The 16506-nt window shown below is 66.3% G+C and carries 14 protein-coding genes; 8 read left to right on the top strand and 6 right to left on the bottom strand.

The window, feature by feature from the left end:
* Positions 1–129: 129 nt before the first annotated feature.
* Positions 130–2094 carry an AsmA family protein gene (locus PMN64_RS30695; RefSeq protein WP_028340606.1) on the bottom strand — a complete coding sequence of 655 codons (1965 nt, stop codon included), beginning with the start codon at positions 2092–2094 and terminating at the stop codon, positions 130–132.
* 245 nt (positions 2095–2339) lie between these two features.
* Between PMN64_RS30695 and PMN64_RS30690 the strand changes: the two genes are divergently transcribed.
* The 6 genes from PMN64_RS30690 (at position 2340) to PMN64_RS30665 (ending at position 7397) form a co-directional block, all read left to right on the top strand.
* Positions 2340–3047 carry a CoA transferase subunit A gene (locus PMN64_RS30690; protein ID WP_411783366.1) on the top strand — a complete coding sequence of 236 codons (708 nt, stop codon included), beginning with the start codon at positions 2340–2342 and terminating at the stop codon, positions 3045–3047.
* A gap of 24 nt (positions 3048–3071) precedes the next feature.
* Complete coding sequence (locus tag PMN64_RS30685) at positions 3072–3722, top strand: 3-oxoacid CoA-transferase subunit B (protein ID WP_018268725.1); 651 nt, start codon at positions 3072–3074, stop codon at positions 3720–3722.
* Between the two features lies 1 nt (position 3723).
* Positions 3724–4368, top strand: a complete 645-nt coding sequence (locus PMN64_RS30680; RefSeq protein WP_411783365.1) for a GNAT family N-acetyltransferase — start codon at positions 3724–3726, stop codon at positions 4366–4368.
* Positions 4369–4762: 394 nt separating this feature from the next.
* On the top strand, positions 4763–5770 hold the full coding sequence (locus tag PMN64_RS30675; RefSeq protein ID WP_411783363.1) for a GlxA family transcriptional regulator: 1008 nt from the start codon (positions 4763–4765) through the stop codon (positions 5768–5770).
* Between the two features lie 102 nt (positions 5771–5872).
* On the top strand, positions 5873–6400 hold the full coding sequence (locus PMN64_RS30670) for a tautomerase family protein (RefSeq protein ID WP_137478992.1): 528 nt from the start codon (positions 5873–5875) through the stop codon (positions 6398–6400).
* Positions 6401–6413: 13 nt separating this feature from the next.
* Complete coding sequence (locus PMN64_RS30665) at positions 6414–7397, top strand: carbon-nitrogen hydrolase family protein (protein ID WP_411783362.1); 984 nt, start codon at positions 6414–6416, stop codon at positions 7395–7397.
* Between the two features lie 59 nt (positions 7398–7456).
* Here PMN64_RS30665 and PMN64_RS30660 read toward each other — a convergent pair whose 3' ends face one another.
* The 3 genes from PMN64_RS30660 to PMN64_RS30650 form a co-directional block, all read right to left on the bottom strand.
* Positions 7457–8824, bottom strand: coding sequence for an MFS transporter (locus PMN64_RS30660; RefSeq protein ID WP_411783361.1), 1368 nt, complete (start codon positions 8822–8824; stop codon positions 7457–7459).
* A 78-nt stretch (positions 8825–8902) separates the two neighbouring features.
* Positions 8903–10432: an aldehyde dehydrogenase gene (locus PMN64_RS30655; RefSeq protein ID WP_016842317.1), complete on the bottom strand. Its 1530-nt coding sequence runs from the start codon at positions 10430–10432 to the stop codon at positions 8903–8905.
* Positions 10429–11082, bottom strand: a complete 654-nt coding sequence (locus PMN64_RS30650) for a GntR family transcriptional regulator (protein ID WP_411783359.1) — start codon at positions 11080–11082, stop codon at positions 10429–10431. The genes PMN64_RS30655 and PMN64_RS30650 overlap by 4 nt, the downstream gene beginning before the upstream one ends.
* A gap of 154 nt (positions 11083–11236) precedes the next feature.
* On the opposite strand from PMN64_RS30650, the gene PMN64_RS30645 reads away from it, so the two are divergent.
* Together PMN64_RS30645 and PMN64_RS30640 are read left to right on the top strand one after the other, a co-directional pair.
* Complete coding sequence (locus PMN64_RS30645) at positions 11237–12031, top strand: alpha/beta fold hydrolase (RefSeq protein ID WP_411783358.1); 795 nt, start codon at positions 11237–11239, stop codon at positions 12029–12031.
* Between the two features lie 130 nt (positions 12032–12161).
* Positions 12162–12647: a Crp/Fnr family transcriptional regulator gene (locus tag PMN64_RS30640; RefSeq protein ID WP_016842321.1), complete on the top strand. Its 486-nt coding sequence runs from the start codon at positions 12162–12164 to the stop codon at positions 12645–12647.
* Here the strand turns inward: PMN64_RS30640 and PMN64_RS30635 are convergent.
* On the bottom strand, positions 12586–13413 hold the full coding sequence (locus tag PMN64_RS30635) for a metallophosphoesterase family protein (RefSeq protein WP_411783357.1): 828 nt from the start codon (positions 13411–13413) through the stop codon (positions 12586–12588). The genes PMN64_RS30640 and PMN64_RS30635 overlap by 62 nt on opposite strands.
* Before the next feature lie 685 nt (positions 13414–14098).
* Positions 14099–16506 (bottom strand): histidine kinase dimerization/phospho-acceptor domain-containing protein (locus tag PMN64_RS30630; RefSeq protein WP_411783356.1); only part of this gene is annotated, 2408 nt, incomplete at its 5' end.

The following is a 16506-nucleotide window of genomic DNA, read 5'->3' as shown; positions in this document are numbered from 1 at the left end:
CCGGTTGGAGAAAACACTAGCGCATGCCCGTGACCCGATAAAGATGTCGCGCCGCCGACTTGTGTAGGGGTTTGCGGCGAGCGCGTGGATCGGTCCCGGTGCATCGATGCGCAAAGTGAATGGATTCGATCAGTTCGACTTCGCATTCTCGGCCGACGCCGCCGGTGCGCCGCCGGGCGCGCCTGCCGCGGCATCGGGCGCCGCCGCGGGCCGTGCGGCGCCGCCGGTGAAGCGCTCGATCACCGAGCGCACCGCGTCGCGGGTCTTGCGATCCTTCACCGCATCGAGCAGCGGGGCGGAGGCCGGCGAGCGGCGGATCAGGCTTTCCGGATCGGGGAAGATCAGCGGATCGTCCCACGGCCCCTGGATCACGAAGGGCAGATCGAAACCGTTGCCGCCGGCCGATGCCGAGGTCAGGCTGGCGACGCCCTTGAGATCGTATTCGCGCGACGGCACCGAGGCCGTGCCGGTCAGCGTGATCTTCGCCGTGGGGCTTTCGACATGAATGTCGTCAGCGGTCGCGACGCCGTCGGCGAATTTCACCGAGATGCTGAGATTGTCGTAGGGCGTCGAGCCGGAGCGGAAATTGCCGCCGCCGGACAGCGGCCGCTTCTCCAGCCGCTTCAAGAGCTGCTCGACATTGAAGCCCGCGATCGCACCGTCATGCCCGTTCAGCGTCGCGGTGCCGTCGAGCGACGACGCGAGCCCGAACGGGCTCGAGCCCGAGGCCGTCAGAGAGACGTTGAGGTTGCCGCGGCCGGACAGCTTGTTGATGCCGAACAATTCGCTGGCGCAGGCCTGCAGATCGACATCGGTGAACTGGAATTGCGCCCTGACGTCGGCGACCGCATCCGAGCGCGCGATCGCGAACGAGCCCTTGGCGATGCCGCCATACATCTGCGCCTCGCCGACGCTGAGCGCCAGCGCGCCGCCGCGCAGATTGGCGCCGAATGCGGTGCGGCCGAGCTTGGACGGGCCGACCGTGACCTTGGCCGCCGACAGGCGCATGTCGAGATCGGTCGACGACAGCGAGGACAGGTCGAACAGCTGCCTGTTCCAGTCGCGCTGGCCGCTGGCCAGCAGGCGGAACGTCGAGATGTAAGGCGTGAAATCGAGATTTCCGGCGGCAAGCGTCGCCTGCAGCGTCTGCCGGCCGTTATTGGCGTAGGTCATCACGCCTTCGGCGACGTTGCCGTCGAGCTCGACATTGACGTTGGTGAGCGCGACCGAGCCGCCGACCACATTGGCGCGGGCCTTCAGCGCGAAGCGGCCGAAGCCGCCACCGCCGCCGGGCGGGGCCTGTCCCATCCAGCGCAACGCGTTGCGCAGCGACGGGCTGTCCATGGTGGCGACGCCTTCCATCATCAGGCTGGTGCGGTTGGCGACGGTTCCGTCGAAAGCAACCTTCAGCGGCGCGCTGGCAAGCCGTGCCTTCAGGCCGGAGCGGTCGCCCGACAGCAGCGCGACGAAGTCGCTGGCGCTGATCGAGCCGTCGACGCGCTCGCCGCGCCAGTCGAACTGGCCGGTTGCGGCAAAGGAGCGCGAGATCGAGGGCCAGGCCAGCGACAGGTCGATATCGCCAAGCTGTTCGGAGATGTTGTTGGTGCCGTCCTGGTAGTTCAGCTCGCCGTCCTGGATCCGGATTTCGGAGAACGACACCTGGTTCTCTGCGCCGGGCGTCATCGCCTTGGCGATGGTCTCGACGAACGGCGTCCAGTTGCTCTCGCCGGCGCCGTCGCGGACCACATGGATATGCGGGCGGAGCATCATGACGTCGGCAATCTCGAACCGCCGCAGCAGCAGCGGCAGCAGGCGCAGATTGGCGGTCAGCACGTCGACCTGTAGGGCGGGACCGATGGTATCGGCGCCCTTCAGCCCGACATTATGAAAGGAGACGTAGCTGCCGGGAAAAACCGAGACGTCGATCGGCCCGTTGACGACGAGATCGAGCCCCGTCACGGCGCGGATCTGCGCTTCCACCGCGCGCTGCAGCGCGTCCCGGTTGAGGAACCACGACGTTCCGACCAGCCCGACCAGCGCCAGGCCGAAAAGCGCCGCGATCGGCATCCCCAGGCGCTTAATTCCTTGGGCCATCGTCAATGACATATCCGGGTCGGGTTGAGTTTTGTCGGGTCGTCGTCGATCACAGCGGGCTCTCGCCGGAGACCCCTGCCAACCCACGCAACTTGAAGGGTTTTCTTGTCGCTTTCAAGGCCATGTTGATTGCCGCGGGCCGCCGCCCGTCGCCGCACCCGGCCGTGATTGACGCACTGCGAAGATTTCGCCTAATAATCCGCTTTGCCACAGCCGTTCCGCGCCCTCCATCAGGTATTCGCTGCATGAACAAAGTTTATCCCGATGCCAAATCGGCACTCGATGGTCTCCTCAAGGACGACATGATGATCATGTCGGGCGGCTTCGGCCTCTGCGGCATCGCCGAGACCCTGTCGGACGCAATCCGCGAGTCCGGCGTCAAGGGCCTCACGGTCGTCTCCAACAATGCCGGCGTCGACGGCATCGGCCTCAGCCGGCTGCTGGAGACGCGCCAGATCAAGAAGATGATCTCGTCCTATGTCGGCGAGAACAAGCTGTTCGCCCAGCAATATCTCGCCGGCGAGCTCGAGCTCGAGTTCAACCCGCAGGGCACCCTGGCCGAGCGCATCCGCGCCGGCGGCGCCGGAATCCCGGCCTTCTACACCAAGACCGGCGTCGGCACGCTGATCGCCGAAGGCAAGGAAGTGAAGGAATTCGACGGCGAGAAGTACATCATGGAACGCGGCCTGTTCGCCGACGTCGCCGTCGTCCATGCCTGGAAGGGCGACACCGCCGGCAACCTGGTCTACCGCAAGACCGCGCGCAACTTTAACCCGATGATGGCCACCGCGGCGAAGGTCACCGTCGCCGAGGTCGAGCACCTGGTGCCGGCCGGCGAGATCGATCCGGACCACATCCACACCCCCGGCATCTTCGTCAAACGCATCATCGAGGTCGGGACCGGCAAGAAGCGGATCGAGTTCCGCAACACCCGCCCGCGGCCCGCCGCTTAAAACATTACTCTTCAGGAGAGCCACATGGCCTGGACCCGTGAACAGATGGCCGCCCGCGCCGCCAAGGAGCTGCGCGACGGCTATTACGTCAATCTCGGCATCGGCATTCCGACGCTGGTCTCGAACTATATTCCCGACGGCATCGACGTCAGCCTGCAGAGCGAGAACGGCATGCTCGGCATGGGCCCGTTCCCCTATGAGGACGAGGTGGACGCCGACCTGATCAATGCCGGCAAGCAGACGGTGAGCGAGCTGCCCTCGACCAGCTATTTCTCGTCGGCCGATTCCTTCGGCATGGTGCGCGGCGGCCATATCGATCTGTCGATCCTCGGCGCCATGCAGGTGGCGCAGAACGGCGACCTCGCCAACTGGATGATCCCCGGCAAGATGGTGAAGGGCATGGGCGGCGCCATGGACCTCGTCGCCGGCGTCAAGCGCGTCGTGGTCGTGATGGAGCATTCCGCCAAGGACGGCCCGAAGCTGCTCAAGCAGTGCAACCTGCCGCTGACCGGCGAGCGCGTGGTCGACATGGTCGTCACCGACCTTGCGGTGTTCACCATCGACAAGCACGGCAAGGACGGCATGGCGCTGATCGAGCTTGCCGACGGGGTCACGCTCGACGAGGTCAAGGCCAAGACCGAGGCCGAATTCCGCGTCGCGCTGAAGAACACCTGAGATGATCGGTGCGGGACGATCCTCGATCCGTCCCGCACGATCCGACGACGCCGGCTTCATCGCCGGCATCGTGCTGGCCGCGCAGCGCGGCCCGTTGCCGCGCGGCTGGTTCGATATCGCGCTCGATCGGGGCGAGGCGGAATGCCTGGCGTTCATGACGCGGCTTGCCGTGGCGCGGGTGCGGTCATGGTATCACGTCGCCCATTTCCTGATCGCTGAAGTCGATGGCGCGCCGGCCGCCGCGCTGTGCGCGATGCCGGCATCCGGAACGGTCGTCGCGGCACGTGCGGCGATCGAGGAGGTCGCGGCAGAGACCGGCATGGATGCCGATGCCATCGTCGCGCGCGGCGGCTATGCCCGTAACTGCTGGGTGCAAGGCGGCGAGGGCGACTGGCTGATCGAGCATGTCGCCCGACAAGCGTCCCATCGCAGCGGCGGTCTGGTGCAGGACTTGATCCGCCGCGCACTCGCCGACGGCAAGGCGGCAGGTTACGCGCAGGCATCGATCTCGTTCCTGATCGGCAACGACGCGGCCGAACGCTGCTATGCCAAGGCCGGCTTCGCCTTCGCCGAAGAGAAGCGCGACGCCGCCTTCGAAGCGATGACCGGCGCGCCGGGCTTTCGCAGATTTGTGCGGGCGATGTGAACGGGGTGCACGGCGAACGGCCCGCATATACATCTGTCGTCCCGGCCTAGTGCGCAATTGCGCACGGGGGGCCGGGACCCATACGCCGCGGCGGATGTTGCAGGCAGGACTCGTTCGGTGCAATCGCGCATAACAATTCGCGTCGGTGGTTATGGGTCCCGGCCCCCCGTGCGCAATTGCGCACTAGGCCGGGACGACAGTGAGTGTGCGGCACGGTTTGTGAATCTTACGCTCGCATTCTCGCGACATGGTTTGCCCGAGTTGACAGGTTTTTGCTGAGTTGCCCGTCGGGCAGTCACGCAGCGCGTCACATTCGGCGCCCCGACACCGCCGGCTTGTCCGGTCGTCCATGCGATGGCAGAATTACACCATATTGTGCAAGATCGGACACGCCATGCCACTCATCCGGATCTGGGTCTATGACGGCATCCTCGCTTCGGGTGTGGCGGGGATTGTCGACGTGTTCACGGCCGCCAATTCGGTGACGGCGCGGCGGCCGCGACGCCACAACGGCAAGCCGTCTCAGCTGCGGTGGCGCGTCGAGTCCCTGAGTGGCCGGCCGGTCCAGACGGCGTCCGGCCAGGTCATCGGCGTCGATGGATCGATTGGCGCGCGGTCTTCGGCGGACGCGGTGGTGATCCCGGGACCGTTCGTCGGCGATATCGAGCGGTTCTTCGCGCGGCTCGATACCGTCGAGCCGCTGCTCGCGGCGCTGCGGCGGCAGCATGAGCGCGGCACTTTGCTCGCGTCCTATTGCACCGGCAGCTTCATCCTCGCCGAGGCCGGCCTGCTCGACGGCAGGGTTGCGACCACCCATTGGGCCAAGGGGCGGACATTCGCGATGCGCTATCCGGCGGTGGATCTGCGCGTCGCCGAGATCCTCACCGAGCAGAACCGCATTGTCTGCTCGGGCGCGGTGACCACCTCGCTCAATCTCGCGCTTCGGCTGGTCGAGAAATTCGCCGGCGCCGACGTGGCCGCGGAGACCGGCAAGCTGATGCTGATAGACAGCAATCGCGTCTCGCAGGCACCTTATGCCAGCCGCGCGCGCGACACGCAGCACTCCGACGCGCTGGTGGCGCGGGCGCAGAGCATGATGGAGAAGTCGCTGCAACAGGGCTTCAGTCTGGCCAGGCTGGCCCGCGACCTTGCGGTCAGCGAGCGCACCCTGAACCGCCGCTTCAAGCTGGCGGTCGGCGAGCCACCCCTGCAATATCTGCAAGCGTTGCGTGTCGATGTGGCCAAGCGCCTGATCGAAACCACGCGGCTGAAGCTCGACGCGGTCAGCGCGCGCGTCGGCTACGACGATCTGTCGACCTTCCGTCGTCTGTTCAAGCGCGAAACCGGGCTCTCGCCACGCGAATACCAGCGCCGGTTTGTGCGCAGGGCTGCCGCGAGCTGAGAACGCCGTGTCCGAATTTGCCCCCAAAATGGCGATACTGCCACTGCTGCCGGGAGCTCGCCGCGCATAGACCTCGTGCTGTCAACAACAGGAGGTCTCTCAATGCCGATGATCGACGTGACAATTCCCGAAGGAGCCCTGAAACCGGAAGCGGAAGCGCGGCTCATCAAGGAGCTCGGCGATATCCTGATCGGTCACGAAGGGTTCGATCCGGCAAACAAGGTCGCGCAAGGCGTCACCGTTGTCTTCCTGCATCGGCCGGCCGCCGTTTATGTCGCGGGCCAGCCATCGCCATCGCCGCGTTACCGGATTGTCCCGACCGTGCCGGAAGGCCAGTACACCGAAGCCTCGCGCGCGGCGCTGGTGAAAGACGTGACCGATGCAGTGGTACGCGCCGCCGGCGGTTCGTTCGAGGATGTGGCACCGCAGGTCTGGGTGTTTCCGACCGAGATCCCCGACGGCCAGTGGGGCAGCCGTGGCGTCATTCGTCCGCTGCCGGACATCCAGGCCTTCATCGCCGGCGAGCACGAGCGCAAGGTCGGCGAGGCGCGTCTGGCGCGACGGCGGCGCGTCAAGGCGCTGGAGCTGCTTGCGGGCGCGCTCGACGCTGCCCGCAAGGGCGTCGACTGACGCGGGCACAGCCATGACATCCGACACGCATTTCAGGCTCGCGGCGGTCCAGGCCGCCGCGGTGCCATTCGATCGCGACGCCTCGGTGGAGAAGGCCTGCCGCCTGATCGGCGAGGCCGGCGCCATGGGCGCGACGATCGCCGCCTTCGGCGAGACCTGGCTGCCCGGCTATCCTTTCTTCTGTCACGCGCCGACCGGGCCGAGCACGTTTCGCGCGATGGCCGAATATCTCGACAACGCGGTCGAGATTCCCTCGCCCGCGACCGACCGGCTCTGCGCCGCCGCCGAGGCCGCCGGACTGGATGTCGTGATCGGCGTCGCCGAACGTGATGCCGTGACAAAGGGGACGGTCTACTGCACGCTGCTGTTCATCGGCCGCGAGGGGCGGCTGCTCGGCCGCCATCGCAAGCTGAAGCCCACCTTCAACGAGCGCTCGGTGTGGGCCGATGGTGACGCAGCGGGGCTGCGCGTGTATGAGCGGCCCTATGGCCGGATCAGCGGCCTCAATTGCTGGGAGCACAACACCATGCTGCCCGGCTATGCGCTGGCCGCGCAGGGAACGCAGATCCACGTCGCGGCGTGGCCGGGGCGGGAGCCTGCGGTGGCGCCACCGTCGCCGACGCCGCTCTGGCCGCGGCAGTTGTTGTTATCGCGCGCGTTCGCCTCGCAAGCCGGCTGCTACGTCATCGCGGTCGGCGGCATGCGCTCGCACGAAATCACGCCGGAACGTTACCGCGAACTCTCGACGATCGAGTACAGCGGTGACAGCGTCATCATCGATCCGCGCGGCGAGATCATCGCAGGTCCGGCGCAGGGCGAGACCATCCTGATCGCGGACGGCTCGCGGGAGGCCGTGCTCGCCGCCAAGGCGCTGTGCGATATCGGCGGCCATTATTCGCGCCCCGACCTGCTGCGGTTGATCGTCGATCGCAATCAGCAGGAGCGGGTCATCGACTGCGGCTTCGCCGGGCGAGTCACGCCGGAGATGTGGGAGTGAGGCGAACGGCGCGGGTATCCCACGCCGTCAAAGCTTGTCGCGAGAAAGGTCGCTCCGCCTCACGAAGCTTCCTGCGGAATTGCGGATGGTGATTCCTCGCCCTTGAGCTCCTCGAGGCTGCGATGCCGCGGCTCGATGCCGAGCGCCCATACGGTGATGATCTGCACGATGAGCAGTCCGATCATCAGGGCCATCACGCCGGCGACGCCGCGCGCTTCGAACAGCATCACGACCAGGAATGGTGTCACGATGGTGGCGCCCCGACCGAGTGTGTTGACTATGCCGGATGCCCGCAGCCGCACCTCGGTCGGGAACAGTTCGGGAATATAGATGCCGAACAACAGCGCGACCAGGACATAGATCGGCACGGTCAGCGCGAAGCCGACGGCCGGCAGCAGGAACGGATCCGAGATCATCGGATAGATGACGCCGAGGATGATCGAGATCAGCGACGCGCCGATGATCGTGGGCTTGCGGCCCCAGCGGTCGGCGGTCAGGGCGCCGATCGCCGAGCCGATCGGCGCGCCAAGCGCCATCAGCAGCGAGTAGCCGAACGGGGTTGCGACGGACAGGCCCTGCTTGATGAAGAAGACCGGCAGCCAGGTCACGAAGCCATAGAGCAGCGTATTGATGGTAATCAGGCATACCGCGCCGACGATCATGCGGGACAGCAGCGGCGCGGTGAACAGCGTGGCGAGATCGGGGGACACCGGTGCCGGCGTTGCAGCCGCGGGCGGCGGCAAGGGCTGGCCCTGGGAAGCTTCCTTCTCGATCGCCTGCATCAGCGCCTCGGCCTCGGCGGTGCGTCCCACCGCCTCCAGCCAGCGCGGCGACTCCGGCAGCGACTTGCGCAGGTACCAGACGATCAAGGCGCCGACGCCGCCCAGCACGAACATCGCGCGCCAGCCGAATTGCGGGACGACGACCGATGCGACCAGCAGCGCGATGGGCAGGCCGGTCACGACGCAGACGGCGGTGAAGCCGAGCCACTTGCCGCGGCTCCGGGCCGGCACGAACTCGGTCATCGTCGAATAGCCGACAACATTTTCGGCGCCGAGACCGACGCCCATCACGAAACGGCAGGCAATCAGAAAGGCCATGTTTGGCGCAAACGCCGCCGCCAGGGACGCGATACCGAACAGCAGCAAATTGAACTGGTAGGTGAAGCGTCGTCCGTAACGGTCGCCGAGGAAGCCGGTGCCGAACGATCCGAGCATCATGCCGACGAAGGTTGCGGAGATGAACGCGGCGTTTTGGGCGAGCGTCGAGAATCCGGTTTTCAGCGTCACGCCGAGCACGGTGCCGGCGATATAGATGTCGAAACCGTCGAAGAACATTCCGATCCCGATCAGGATCATGATCCGGCGGTGGAAGGGTCCGATCGGTAGCCGATCGAGGCGGCTCCCGGCATTGACCGATGTCGACATATACGCTCTCCCCTTGACTGTTTCCTCGGTGATGCGGCCCGCCATCTGTGGGCGGTTTGCCGCTTTGCTTGACTGCGGCTAGTTCAACCGGCGCTGGCTGGCCGTGTCGCGGTACCAATCGAACGGCTGTTCGTGGGTCGCGACCATCACGCTCTTGGTGTTGAAATGGTCGTCGAAGCTCTCGGTGCCGCATTCCCGGCCGATGCCGGAATCGTCAACGCCGCCCCAGGGCGAGGCCGGATCGAGCCGGTGGTGATCGTTGATCCAGACGATCCCCGCCTTGACCGCGGCGGCCACGCGATGCGCACGCGCGACGTCGCGGGTGCGAATGGCGGCGGCGAGGCCAAAGGGCGAATCGTTGGCGAGCCGGAGCGCGTCGGCCTCGTCCTTGAATGGGGTCACCGAGGTGAAGGGGCCGAATACCTCCTCCTGGAAGATCCGCATGTCGGATTTGACGTCGGCGAACACGGTCGGTTCGACGAAATAGCCGTTGTCGTGGCCCGCGACCTTTGCAGCCACGCCGCCGGTGAGCAGCCGCGCGCCGTCTTCATGACCGTAGCGCGCATAGCTGAGAACGCGGTCGCGCTGGCGTGCCGAGATCACCGGCCCAAGCTGTGTGTTCGGATCGAACGGATCGCCGATGCGGATGGTACGGGTCTTGGCCTGCAGCTTTTCGACGAACTCGTCGTAGATCGAGGCCTGCACGATATGGCGCGACGCGCAAACGCAGGTTTGGCCGGCGCCGATGAAGGCGCCGAACGCGGCATAGTTGACGGCGCGGTCGACGTCGAAATCGTCGAATATCATCACCGGCGTCTTGCCGCCGAGCTCCATGGTCTGGTGCGCGAACACCTTGGCCGCGGCGCTGCCCGCGATGCGGCCGGCTTCGGTCCCACCGGTCAGCACAAGCTTGTTGATGTCGCCATGCTCGGCGAGCATTTTGCCGGCGCTCTGGCCGAGACCAAGCACGATGTTGAAGACGCCGGGAGGCAGTCCGGCCTCGCTGAAGATCTGGGCGAGCTTCAGTGTCGTCAGCGGCGTGTATTCCGATGGCTTGACCACGGTGACGCACCCGGTCGCCAGTACGACGGCAAGCGACTTGCACAGGATCATGAGCGGGTGATTGAAGGGCGTGCAGTTGGCGACGATTCCGATCGGCGTGCGCAGGGTGTAGTTCAGATACGCGCCTTCGACCGGAATGACGGAATCACGGCGCGACAGCGCTAGTCCGGCGAAGTAGCGGAAGAAATCCGGCAAGCGCGACAGCTGCGCGCGGGTTTCGTTGACGGGACGGCCGTTGTTCAACGTCTCCAGCCGGTACAGCGTGTCGAGGTTGGCCTCGAACGCGTCGGCGAGCCTGTTGACGAGCCGGGCGCGCGCCCTCGTGTCCATCCCGCCCCATGCCTTGCCTTCGAATGCAGCGCGAGCGCTCTTCATCGCCCGGTCGATATCCGCGGCGGTCGAATTCGGAATCCGGGCGATGACGTCGCCGGTCGCGGGATTGCGCACGTCGAGCATCTCGCCGTCTCCGGCCTCGACCTCGCGTCCATCGATGAAGTTGCCGTGGATCTCGACGTCGATCGTCGCGGGTTTCGACGGAATGTTCATGATGACCTCTCTTCGACGATGACGGCGTTGCGCTTGAGTGCCGGCAGCACGCGCTTTTCCGTTGCCGCGATGTGAGCCTTGATGATGCGGGCCGCGGTGCGTGCCTCGCGCTGCTGCATGGCGTCGATCAATGCGACATGCTCGGCGACGAGCTTCGCCGGGTCGTGGCCCTTGAGATTGGAGACGCTGACGCGCACCAGCCGATCGGCCTGGCCGATCAGGTCGCAGAGCGTGGTCGCCATGCGGCGGTTGCCCGACGCGTGCGCCAGCGCCGAGTGGAAGCCGCGATTGTAGGTGATGAAGTCCTCATGGCTGCCGGAGAAGCGGCGGAATTCATCAAGTGATTTCAGGATGCTGTCGGGCGCGCTTTCGATTGCTTCGGCGACGCAGGCCGGCTCGAGCGCAAGGCGGAAGCGCAGCAGATCGCGCGCGTCGGACAGCGAGATCGGATTGACCCGGTAACCCTGGCGGGGCTGCACCGTCACGAGGTGCTCGCACTCAAGCCGCAGCAGGGCGTCCCGGACCGGCTGGCGGCTGACGGCGTAACGCTCCGCCAGATCCTGCTCTCGTATTTCATCACCGGGAGCAAACTGACATGATAAAATATCAGATCGCAGGTTTTCGTAGATATTCTCGCGGAGGAGGATCATTTCATTGGGTCTCCTTCCCACTAAAATGCAGTTTGTGAAATATCACGTCAAGCTGAAATACTTGAAATCCGGGTGATTTGATTTATCAATCGTCCGCAGGGGCGCCTCGGAGCCCAATGCGCGAATTTCGGGCGCGATTTGAAAGAGAGCGACGATGGACAGGCTTTTGGCCAACCGCACAGTCAACGCGGCCCAGTCAGGCGAGGGGCCGCCGTTGGTCCTGTTTCACTCGCTGCTGTCGGATCGCGCGAGCTTCGATGCGATCGTGCCGGAGCTTGCCCGGTCGTTTCGGACCATCGTGCCGGAACTACCGGGATTCGGTCGGTCGAGCGCGGTTGAGGGTGGCCTTGCCGCGATTGCCGACCGGATGGCGGATGCGGTGCATGATGCGGCTGATGGCACGCCGGCCATCGTGCTCGGCAATGGTTATGGCGGGTTCGTCGCGCTGCAGATGGCGATGCGCCACCTGGCGATCGCGAGCCGGCTGATCCTCGCCGACAGCGGTGCGGCGTTCTCCGAGCCGGGCCGCGAGGCGTTTCGCAACATGGCCAGGGTTTCACGCGAGAAGGGGCTCGCCGCGATCACCGACATTGCAATGCGCCGGCTGTTCGCACCGGATTTCCAGGCGCAGCATCCCGCGCTGATGCAGGATCGCCGCGATGCATTCCTGCGCACCGATCTCAACGTGTTCTGCGCGGCCTGCGATGCGCTGGCGAGCCTCGATCTTCGTGCCGAACTACGCAGCGTGACCATACCGACGCTCGTCGTGGTCGGCGAATATGACGAGGCAACGCCGCCGCCGATGTCATACGAATTGGCAGGCGGTCTGCCGAGAGCCAAGCTCAGGGTCATTCCGGGGTGTGCGCATGTCCCGCAACTGCAATCGCCAAAACTGTTCCTCGATACGATCGGCGATTTCCTGGCGGTCAAGCATAACGCCCCCGCCTGAGGCAGTGCATACGGCTGGATCGCGCCGCGGGTCACGCGGTGGCGTGCCGACAATTTGGGCAGAACGCCCAGCTAATGCCGTTTGACGCGACAGCATCTCTGCCTAGTCTGACCGGAGACGGAGATGAAACATGCGAGCGATCCTTGATCACTGCACCGGCGGTCGCAGGCGCAGCCTGCCGGCCGGCACGGATTTCATCGAGGAGGGCGGCAAGACCGGTCACCTGTTCGTGCTGCTCGAGGGCAAGGTGGAAGTCGTCAAGGGCGACAGCCTGGTGGCCGTCATCGACGAGCCCGGCGCGGTGTTCGGCGAGATGAGTGTGCTGCTCGACCGCGCGCACAGCGCCAAGGTGCGCACGGCGTCCGATTGCGTGCTGTACGAGTTCGACGATGCGGCCTCGTTCCTGCGCCAGCAGCCGGCGGTGGCGCTGCTGATCGCGCAGCTGCTGGCGCAACGGCTTCATGTCGCCACGACCTATCTTGCCGACCTGATGCACCAATATGCCGATCACGGCACCCATCTGGCGATGGTCGGCGAGGTGCTGCAGAGCATGATCAACCTGCCGCCGATGCAGGTCGCGCCAGGCTCGGATCGGCAATCCGATCCAAGGATATGAGCCAGTCCGGCGCATCGCGCAGGGGCGCTGCCGGCCGCGACAGCGGCGCCTTGAGATCGATCATCTGCGCATCGCCGGCCGCGAGCCAGAACGCCTTGTCCTGCGCGAGATCGAGCACGATGTAGACCGGGGGACGGCCGGGCTGCAGGCCGGTGTTGAACACCCAGGTCGCTCCGATCCGGTCGAACCACGAGCCGCTCTGGATGAACGGCGATTGATGCACATGGCCCGAGATCACCAGCGCCGGATGGTGGCGCTCGATCCAGCCGAGCAGCTCGGCGTCGCCGAAGAAGCGCTTGCCGCCCCAACTGGTCGGCGAATCCGCCGGCGGGGCGTGATGGACCCAGACCCAGCGCTTGTGCGGCACCGCGGCCGCCGCGCGAAGCTGATCGTCGATCCGCGCCTTGACCAGCGGGCCGTCCCACCACGGGCACACCGTGAACAGCGTGTCGCCGATGGCCAGATTGTCGCCGTCGCAGGCGACGCCGAATTCCCTGATGCCCGCCACCCAGCGCGCGATCTTCTCGCCCTCCGGGTTGCGCTCGTCGAGGTCGTGATTGCCCGAGCAGAAGATCACCCGCGTAAGATCGGCGAGCCGCGACAGGTATTTCGTGACGACGACGATCTGGGCGCGGAAATCGACCGCCGAGCCGAGGTTGAGCGCATCGCCGGCGAAGATCACGAGATCGAATTGCGGTGCCGCCGCCAGCAGCCAGTCGAACTGCGGCAACGAGTAATGCAGGTCGGCGACGACGAGACAGCGCATCGGTGAAAATCCGAATGCCCGGAAAACGGGCGGGGCCGCACGGCAATGAATTCAAACAAGCCAAATCGCAGCAAGATCTATGCCGCGCCGCGCGGGTCCGACGCGACAGATGTTCGCAGTACCCGGCGAGTAGTTGGTCCTGCTGGCGCGGCGGTGGAGCGCGAATTTCGAAGCGACTTGATTTTTGCGCGGTTGTGCGCCGCTCAGGCAAGTGAGGTGAGCACGCCTGTCAGGCTCCCTCTCCCCCTGCGGGAGAGGGTGGGGAGAGGGGTGGCCCCGGGCGAGATTTTTGCGATGAGTGTCGGTCTCACAGTCTCGGCCGCGCCGTTCTGCAAATAGAGAGAGCACGTCGTGTGGTACCCCTCTCCCCAACCCTCCCCCGCAAGCAGGGCTATCGCATATGGAAAGAAATCTGTCGGGCAGCGTCCTCGCGGCCGTCCTTCGAGACGCCCACCTTCGGCGGGCTCCTCAGGATGAGGATCTTGTTTTGCGGCACAATAGTAGACCTTCATGGTGAGGAGCGCCGCTTGCGGCGCGTCTCGAACCACGAGGCCGAGTTACCTCCGCAGCCGCCGAAGGGTCATATGCGATTGCCCTGCCCGCAAGGGGGGGAGGGAGCCCTTCCGCCGGTGCGTCCCTTACGGGAGCGCGAGACAGCACACGCGCTGCATGCTCGCGCCGCCGCTCACGCCCTTGCTGTGGCGTGGGCGAAGGTCACCTCGATCAGCGTGCCGGTGCGGCCGCCGGTCCTGATCTGGAATTTGGCGCGATTGGCTTCGACCAGCGCCTTGGTCAGCGACAGGCTGACGCCGCCGGAGCCGGCCTGATCTGATGGCGTCGGGGCGCGGAACGGCTCGAGCGCCGCGGCGACCTCGTTGTCGTTGAGACTCTGCCCGGTGTCGCGCACGCGCAGCATCACCTCACCGAAATCCGACAGCGCGGTCGAGACGATCACCTGGCCGCCGGCATTGGCGAGATGGATCGAGTTGCCGATCAGGTTCAGCGTGATCTGGCGCAGCGCGCGGGCGTCGGCGACCACAGGCGGCAGCGTGTGGGCGAGCGAGGTGCGAATGATGATGCGCTCGCGGTTGGCCTGCGGCTGCATCACAGCGACGCAGCTCTCCACCATCTCGTTGAGGTTCTGGCTGGCGAAGGCGAGGTCGAGCTTGCCGGTCTCGATCCGCGAGAGGTCGAGCAAATCGTTGACGATCGCGATCACCCGCTCGCCGGAGGCGCGGATGTCCTTCATGTATTCGACATAGCGCTCGTTGCCGAGCGCGCCGAAGCGCTCGCCGATCATCACCTCGGCGAAGCCGATGATGGCGTTGAGCGGCGTGCGCAGCTCGTGGCTGATCCGCGCCAGCATGTCGGACTTGGCGTTGGCGGCGCGTTCGGCGAGCCGCCGCGCCTCGCGCAATTCGCCCTCGCTCTTCCTGGTCTGCGACAGATCGCGGAACACGGCGAAGAAGTTCGGCCCGTCGGCGCGGGTGCGGCCCATCGTCACCGACAGCGGGATGATGCCGCCCTGGCGGACGCGGCCGAGCGTCTCGCGGCCATGGTCGAGCAGGCTGGCGACGCCGGCGGATTTCAGGCTCGCGAGATAGTCGAAGATGCCGTGCTGGCTTTCCGGAGCGAACAGGTCGGCGAGCTTGCGGGTGACGAACTCGTCGCCGTCATAGCCGAACAGCGCCTCGGCGCTGCGGTTGCAGGAATGGATGTTGCCCTCGGCATCGAACATGATGATGCCTTCGGCCGCGGTGTCGAGGATCGCGCCGAGTTCTTCGGCGTCGGCCTGGCCGGCCTGCGGCTCAGCCGGCGCAAGCAGCGGCTCCGCGGTAGCCGCAGGCTCCGGCTCCGGTTCGGAGAGCGCGGCGGCGATCGCGGCATCCTCGTCCAGCGTGCGCGAGAAGATCAGCGCCAGCGCGGAATCGCCGTCCCAGGTGATGGTGTGCAGCCGCGCCTCCGCGGACACCGACTGCGCGCCGTGCTCGGTGCTCTGGTTCGCCGAGATCGTCACCGGCGTACCGGTGCCCGACGTGCTGCTCGCCTGCGAGACGCCGGGCTCGACATAGAGCGCGTCGAGGCCGCCGGCGGCTTCCAGCGCGTGCAGGCTGTCATGGCCCATGCGTGAGAGGAAGGCGTGGTTGGCATAGAGCAGGCGGTCGAGCCGGTAGATCAGGACGCCGACCGGCAACAGATCGAGCAGCGCGCGGTCGCGCCGGGAGTCGGCGCGCGGCGCCGGCTCGGCCGCAGCGAGCCAACTGGCCTTTGGCGTTTCCGCCGGCGTCTCCAGCTGCGCGACCGTCTCCTGCGGCGCCGCCTCTGCTTCCTGCGGCGGTTCGCTAGCGGGCGGCGCTTCGGCGACCGGCTCGGCCGGCACGCTGTCGTTCGTGGCCGCGGCGAGGCCGGCCTCGTTCTCGAGCCGCGCCGACAATTGACGGGCGAGCTCGTTGAAGGCGTTGTTCTCGACCGGCGTCAGCGACGGCGGCCGGGTGTCGCCGGCGGGACGGAACGGCACCACATTCGGTGGCGGGTCGTGACGCACTTCGTGCGTTTCCTCGTGCGTTTCCACGGCGTGATCCGGATCGGCTCGGTGTGAAGTCTCTGCGGCTGTCGGCTCGGTCAATTCCTCGGGTGGTGCTGCTGCAGTCGTGTCGGGCGGCGGCTCCGCGTGCGGCGGAGGATTGTCCGGCGGCGCGGCGGGCCCGGGCGGCGCATCGCTGCCCGGCGCCGGCGCGACATCGGCCGACAGCGATTGCGGCGCGACCGTGCCGCTGAAGAACTCATAGCGGCGCAATGCGGCGAGTCGCGCAAGCCCGTCGAGGTCGCGACACACACCAAAGCCGCGATAACCGGCGAAATTCCTGGCACGATCGAACACCGGCAGCCCGGACAGTTCGACCGGCAGCCGGCCGCCGCCGTCGACCGGCCAGTGCAGCGTGATGCCGCTCCAGGTGTCGTGGCTGGCGAACGCCTGCATCACGCGGCCTTCGGGATCGAGGCCAAAACTCTCGGCGATATCGCTCCACAGCCGGCCGAAGCCCGCCGCGGTGTGCAGGCCGATCAGGCGGGTGAATTCATCGGAGCCGAGTG

The sequence above is a fragment of the Bradyrhizobium sp. UFLA01-814 genome (assembly GCF_046718885.1).
Lineage (GTDB): Bacteria > Pseudomonadota > Alphaproteobacteria > Rhizobiales > Xanthobacteraceae > Bradyrhizobium > Bradyrhizobium elkanii.
Note: the sequence above shows the minus strand (reverse complement) of the source record. Positions and strands in the feature narration are given on the sequence as shown.

Excerpts from the sequence above, each read along its gene's own strand:
- PMN64_RS30695 (WP_028340606.1), bottom strand. The coding sequence starts at position 2,094 with ATGGCCCAAGGAATTAAGCGCCTGGGGATGCCGATCGCGGCGCTTTTC.
- PMN64_RS30690 (WP_411783366.1), top strand. The coding sequence starts at position 2,340 with ATGAACAAAGTTTATCCCGATGCCAAATCGGCACTCGATGGTCTCCTC.
- PMN64_RS30685 (WP_018268725.1), top strand. The coding sequence starts at position 3,072 with ATGGCCTGGACCCGTGAACAGATGGCCGCCCGCGCCGCCAAGGAGCTG.
- PMN64_RS30680 (WP_411783365.1), top strand. The coding sequence starts at position 3,724 with ATGATCGGTGCGGGACGATCCTCGATCCGTCCCGCACGATCCGACGAC.
- PMN64_RS30675 (WP_411783363.1), top strand. The coding sequence starts at position 4,763 with ATGCCACTCATCCGGATCTGGGTCTATGACGGCATCCTCGCTTCGGGT.
- PMN64_RS30670 (WP_137478992.1), top strand. The coding sequence starts at position 5,873 with ATGCCGATGATCGACGTGACAATTCCCGAAGGAGCCCTGAAACCGGAA.
- PMN64_RS30665 (WP_411783362.1), top strand. The coding sequence starts at position 6,414 with ATGACATCCGACACGCATTTCAGGCTCGCGGCGGTCCAGGCCGCCGCG.
- PMN64_RS30660 (WP_411783361.1), bottom strand. The coding sequence starts at position 8,824 with ATGTCGACATCGGTCAATGCCGGGAGCCGCCTCGATCGGCTACCGATC.
- PMN64_RS30655 (WP_016842317.1), bottom strand. The coding sequence starts at position 10,432 with ATGAACATTCCGTCGAAACCCGCGACGATCGACGTCGAGATCCACGGC.
- PMN64_RS30650 (WP_411783359.1), bottom strand. The coding sequence starts at position 11,082 with ATGATCCTCCTCCGCGAGAATATCTACGAAAACCTGCGATCTGATATT.
- PMN64_RS30645 (WP_411783358.1), top strand. The coding sequence starts at position 11,237 with ATGGACAGGCTTTTGGCCAACCGCACAGTCAACGCGGCCCAGTCAGGC.
- PMN64_RS30640 (WP_016842321.1), top strand. The coding sequence starts at position 12,162 with ATGCGAGCGATCCTTGATCACTGCACCGGCGGTCGCAGGCGCAGCCTG.
- PMN64_RS30635 (WP_411783357.1), bottom strand. The coding sequence starts at position 13,413 with ATGCGCTGTCTCGTCGTCGCCGACCTGCATTACTCGTTGCCGCAGTTC.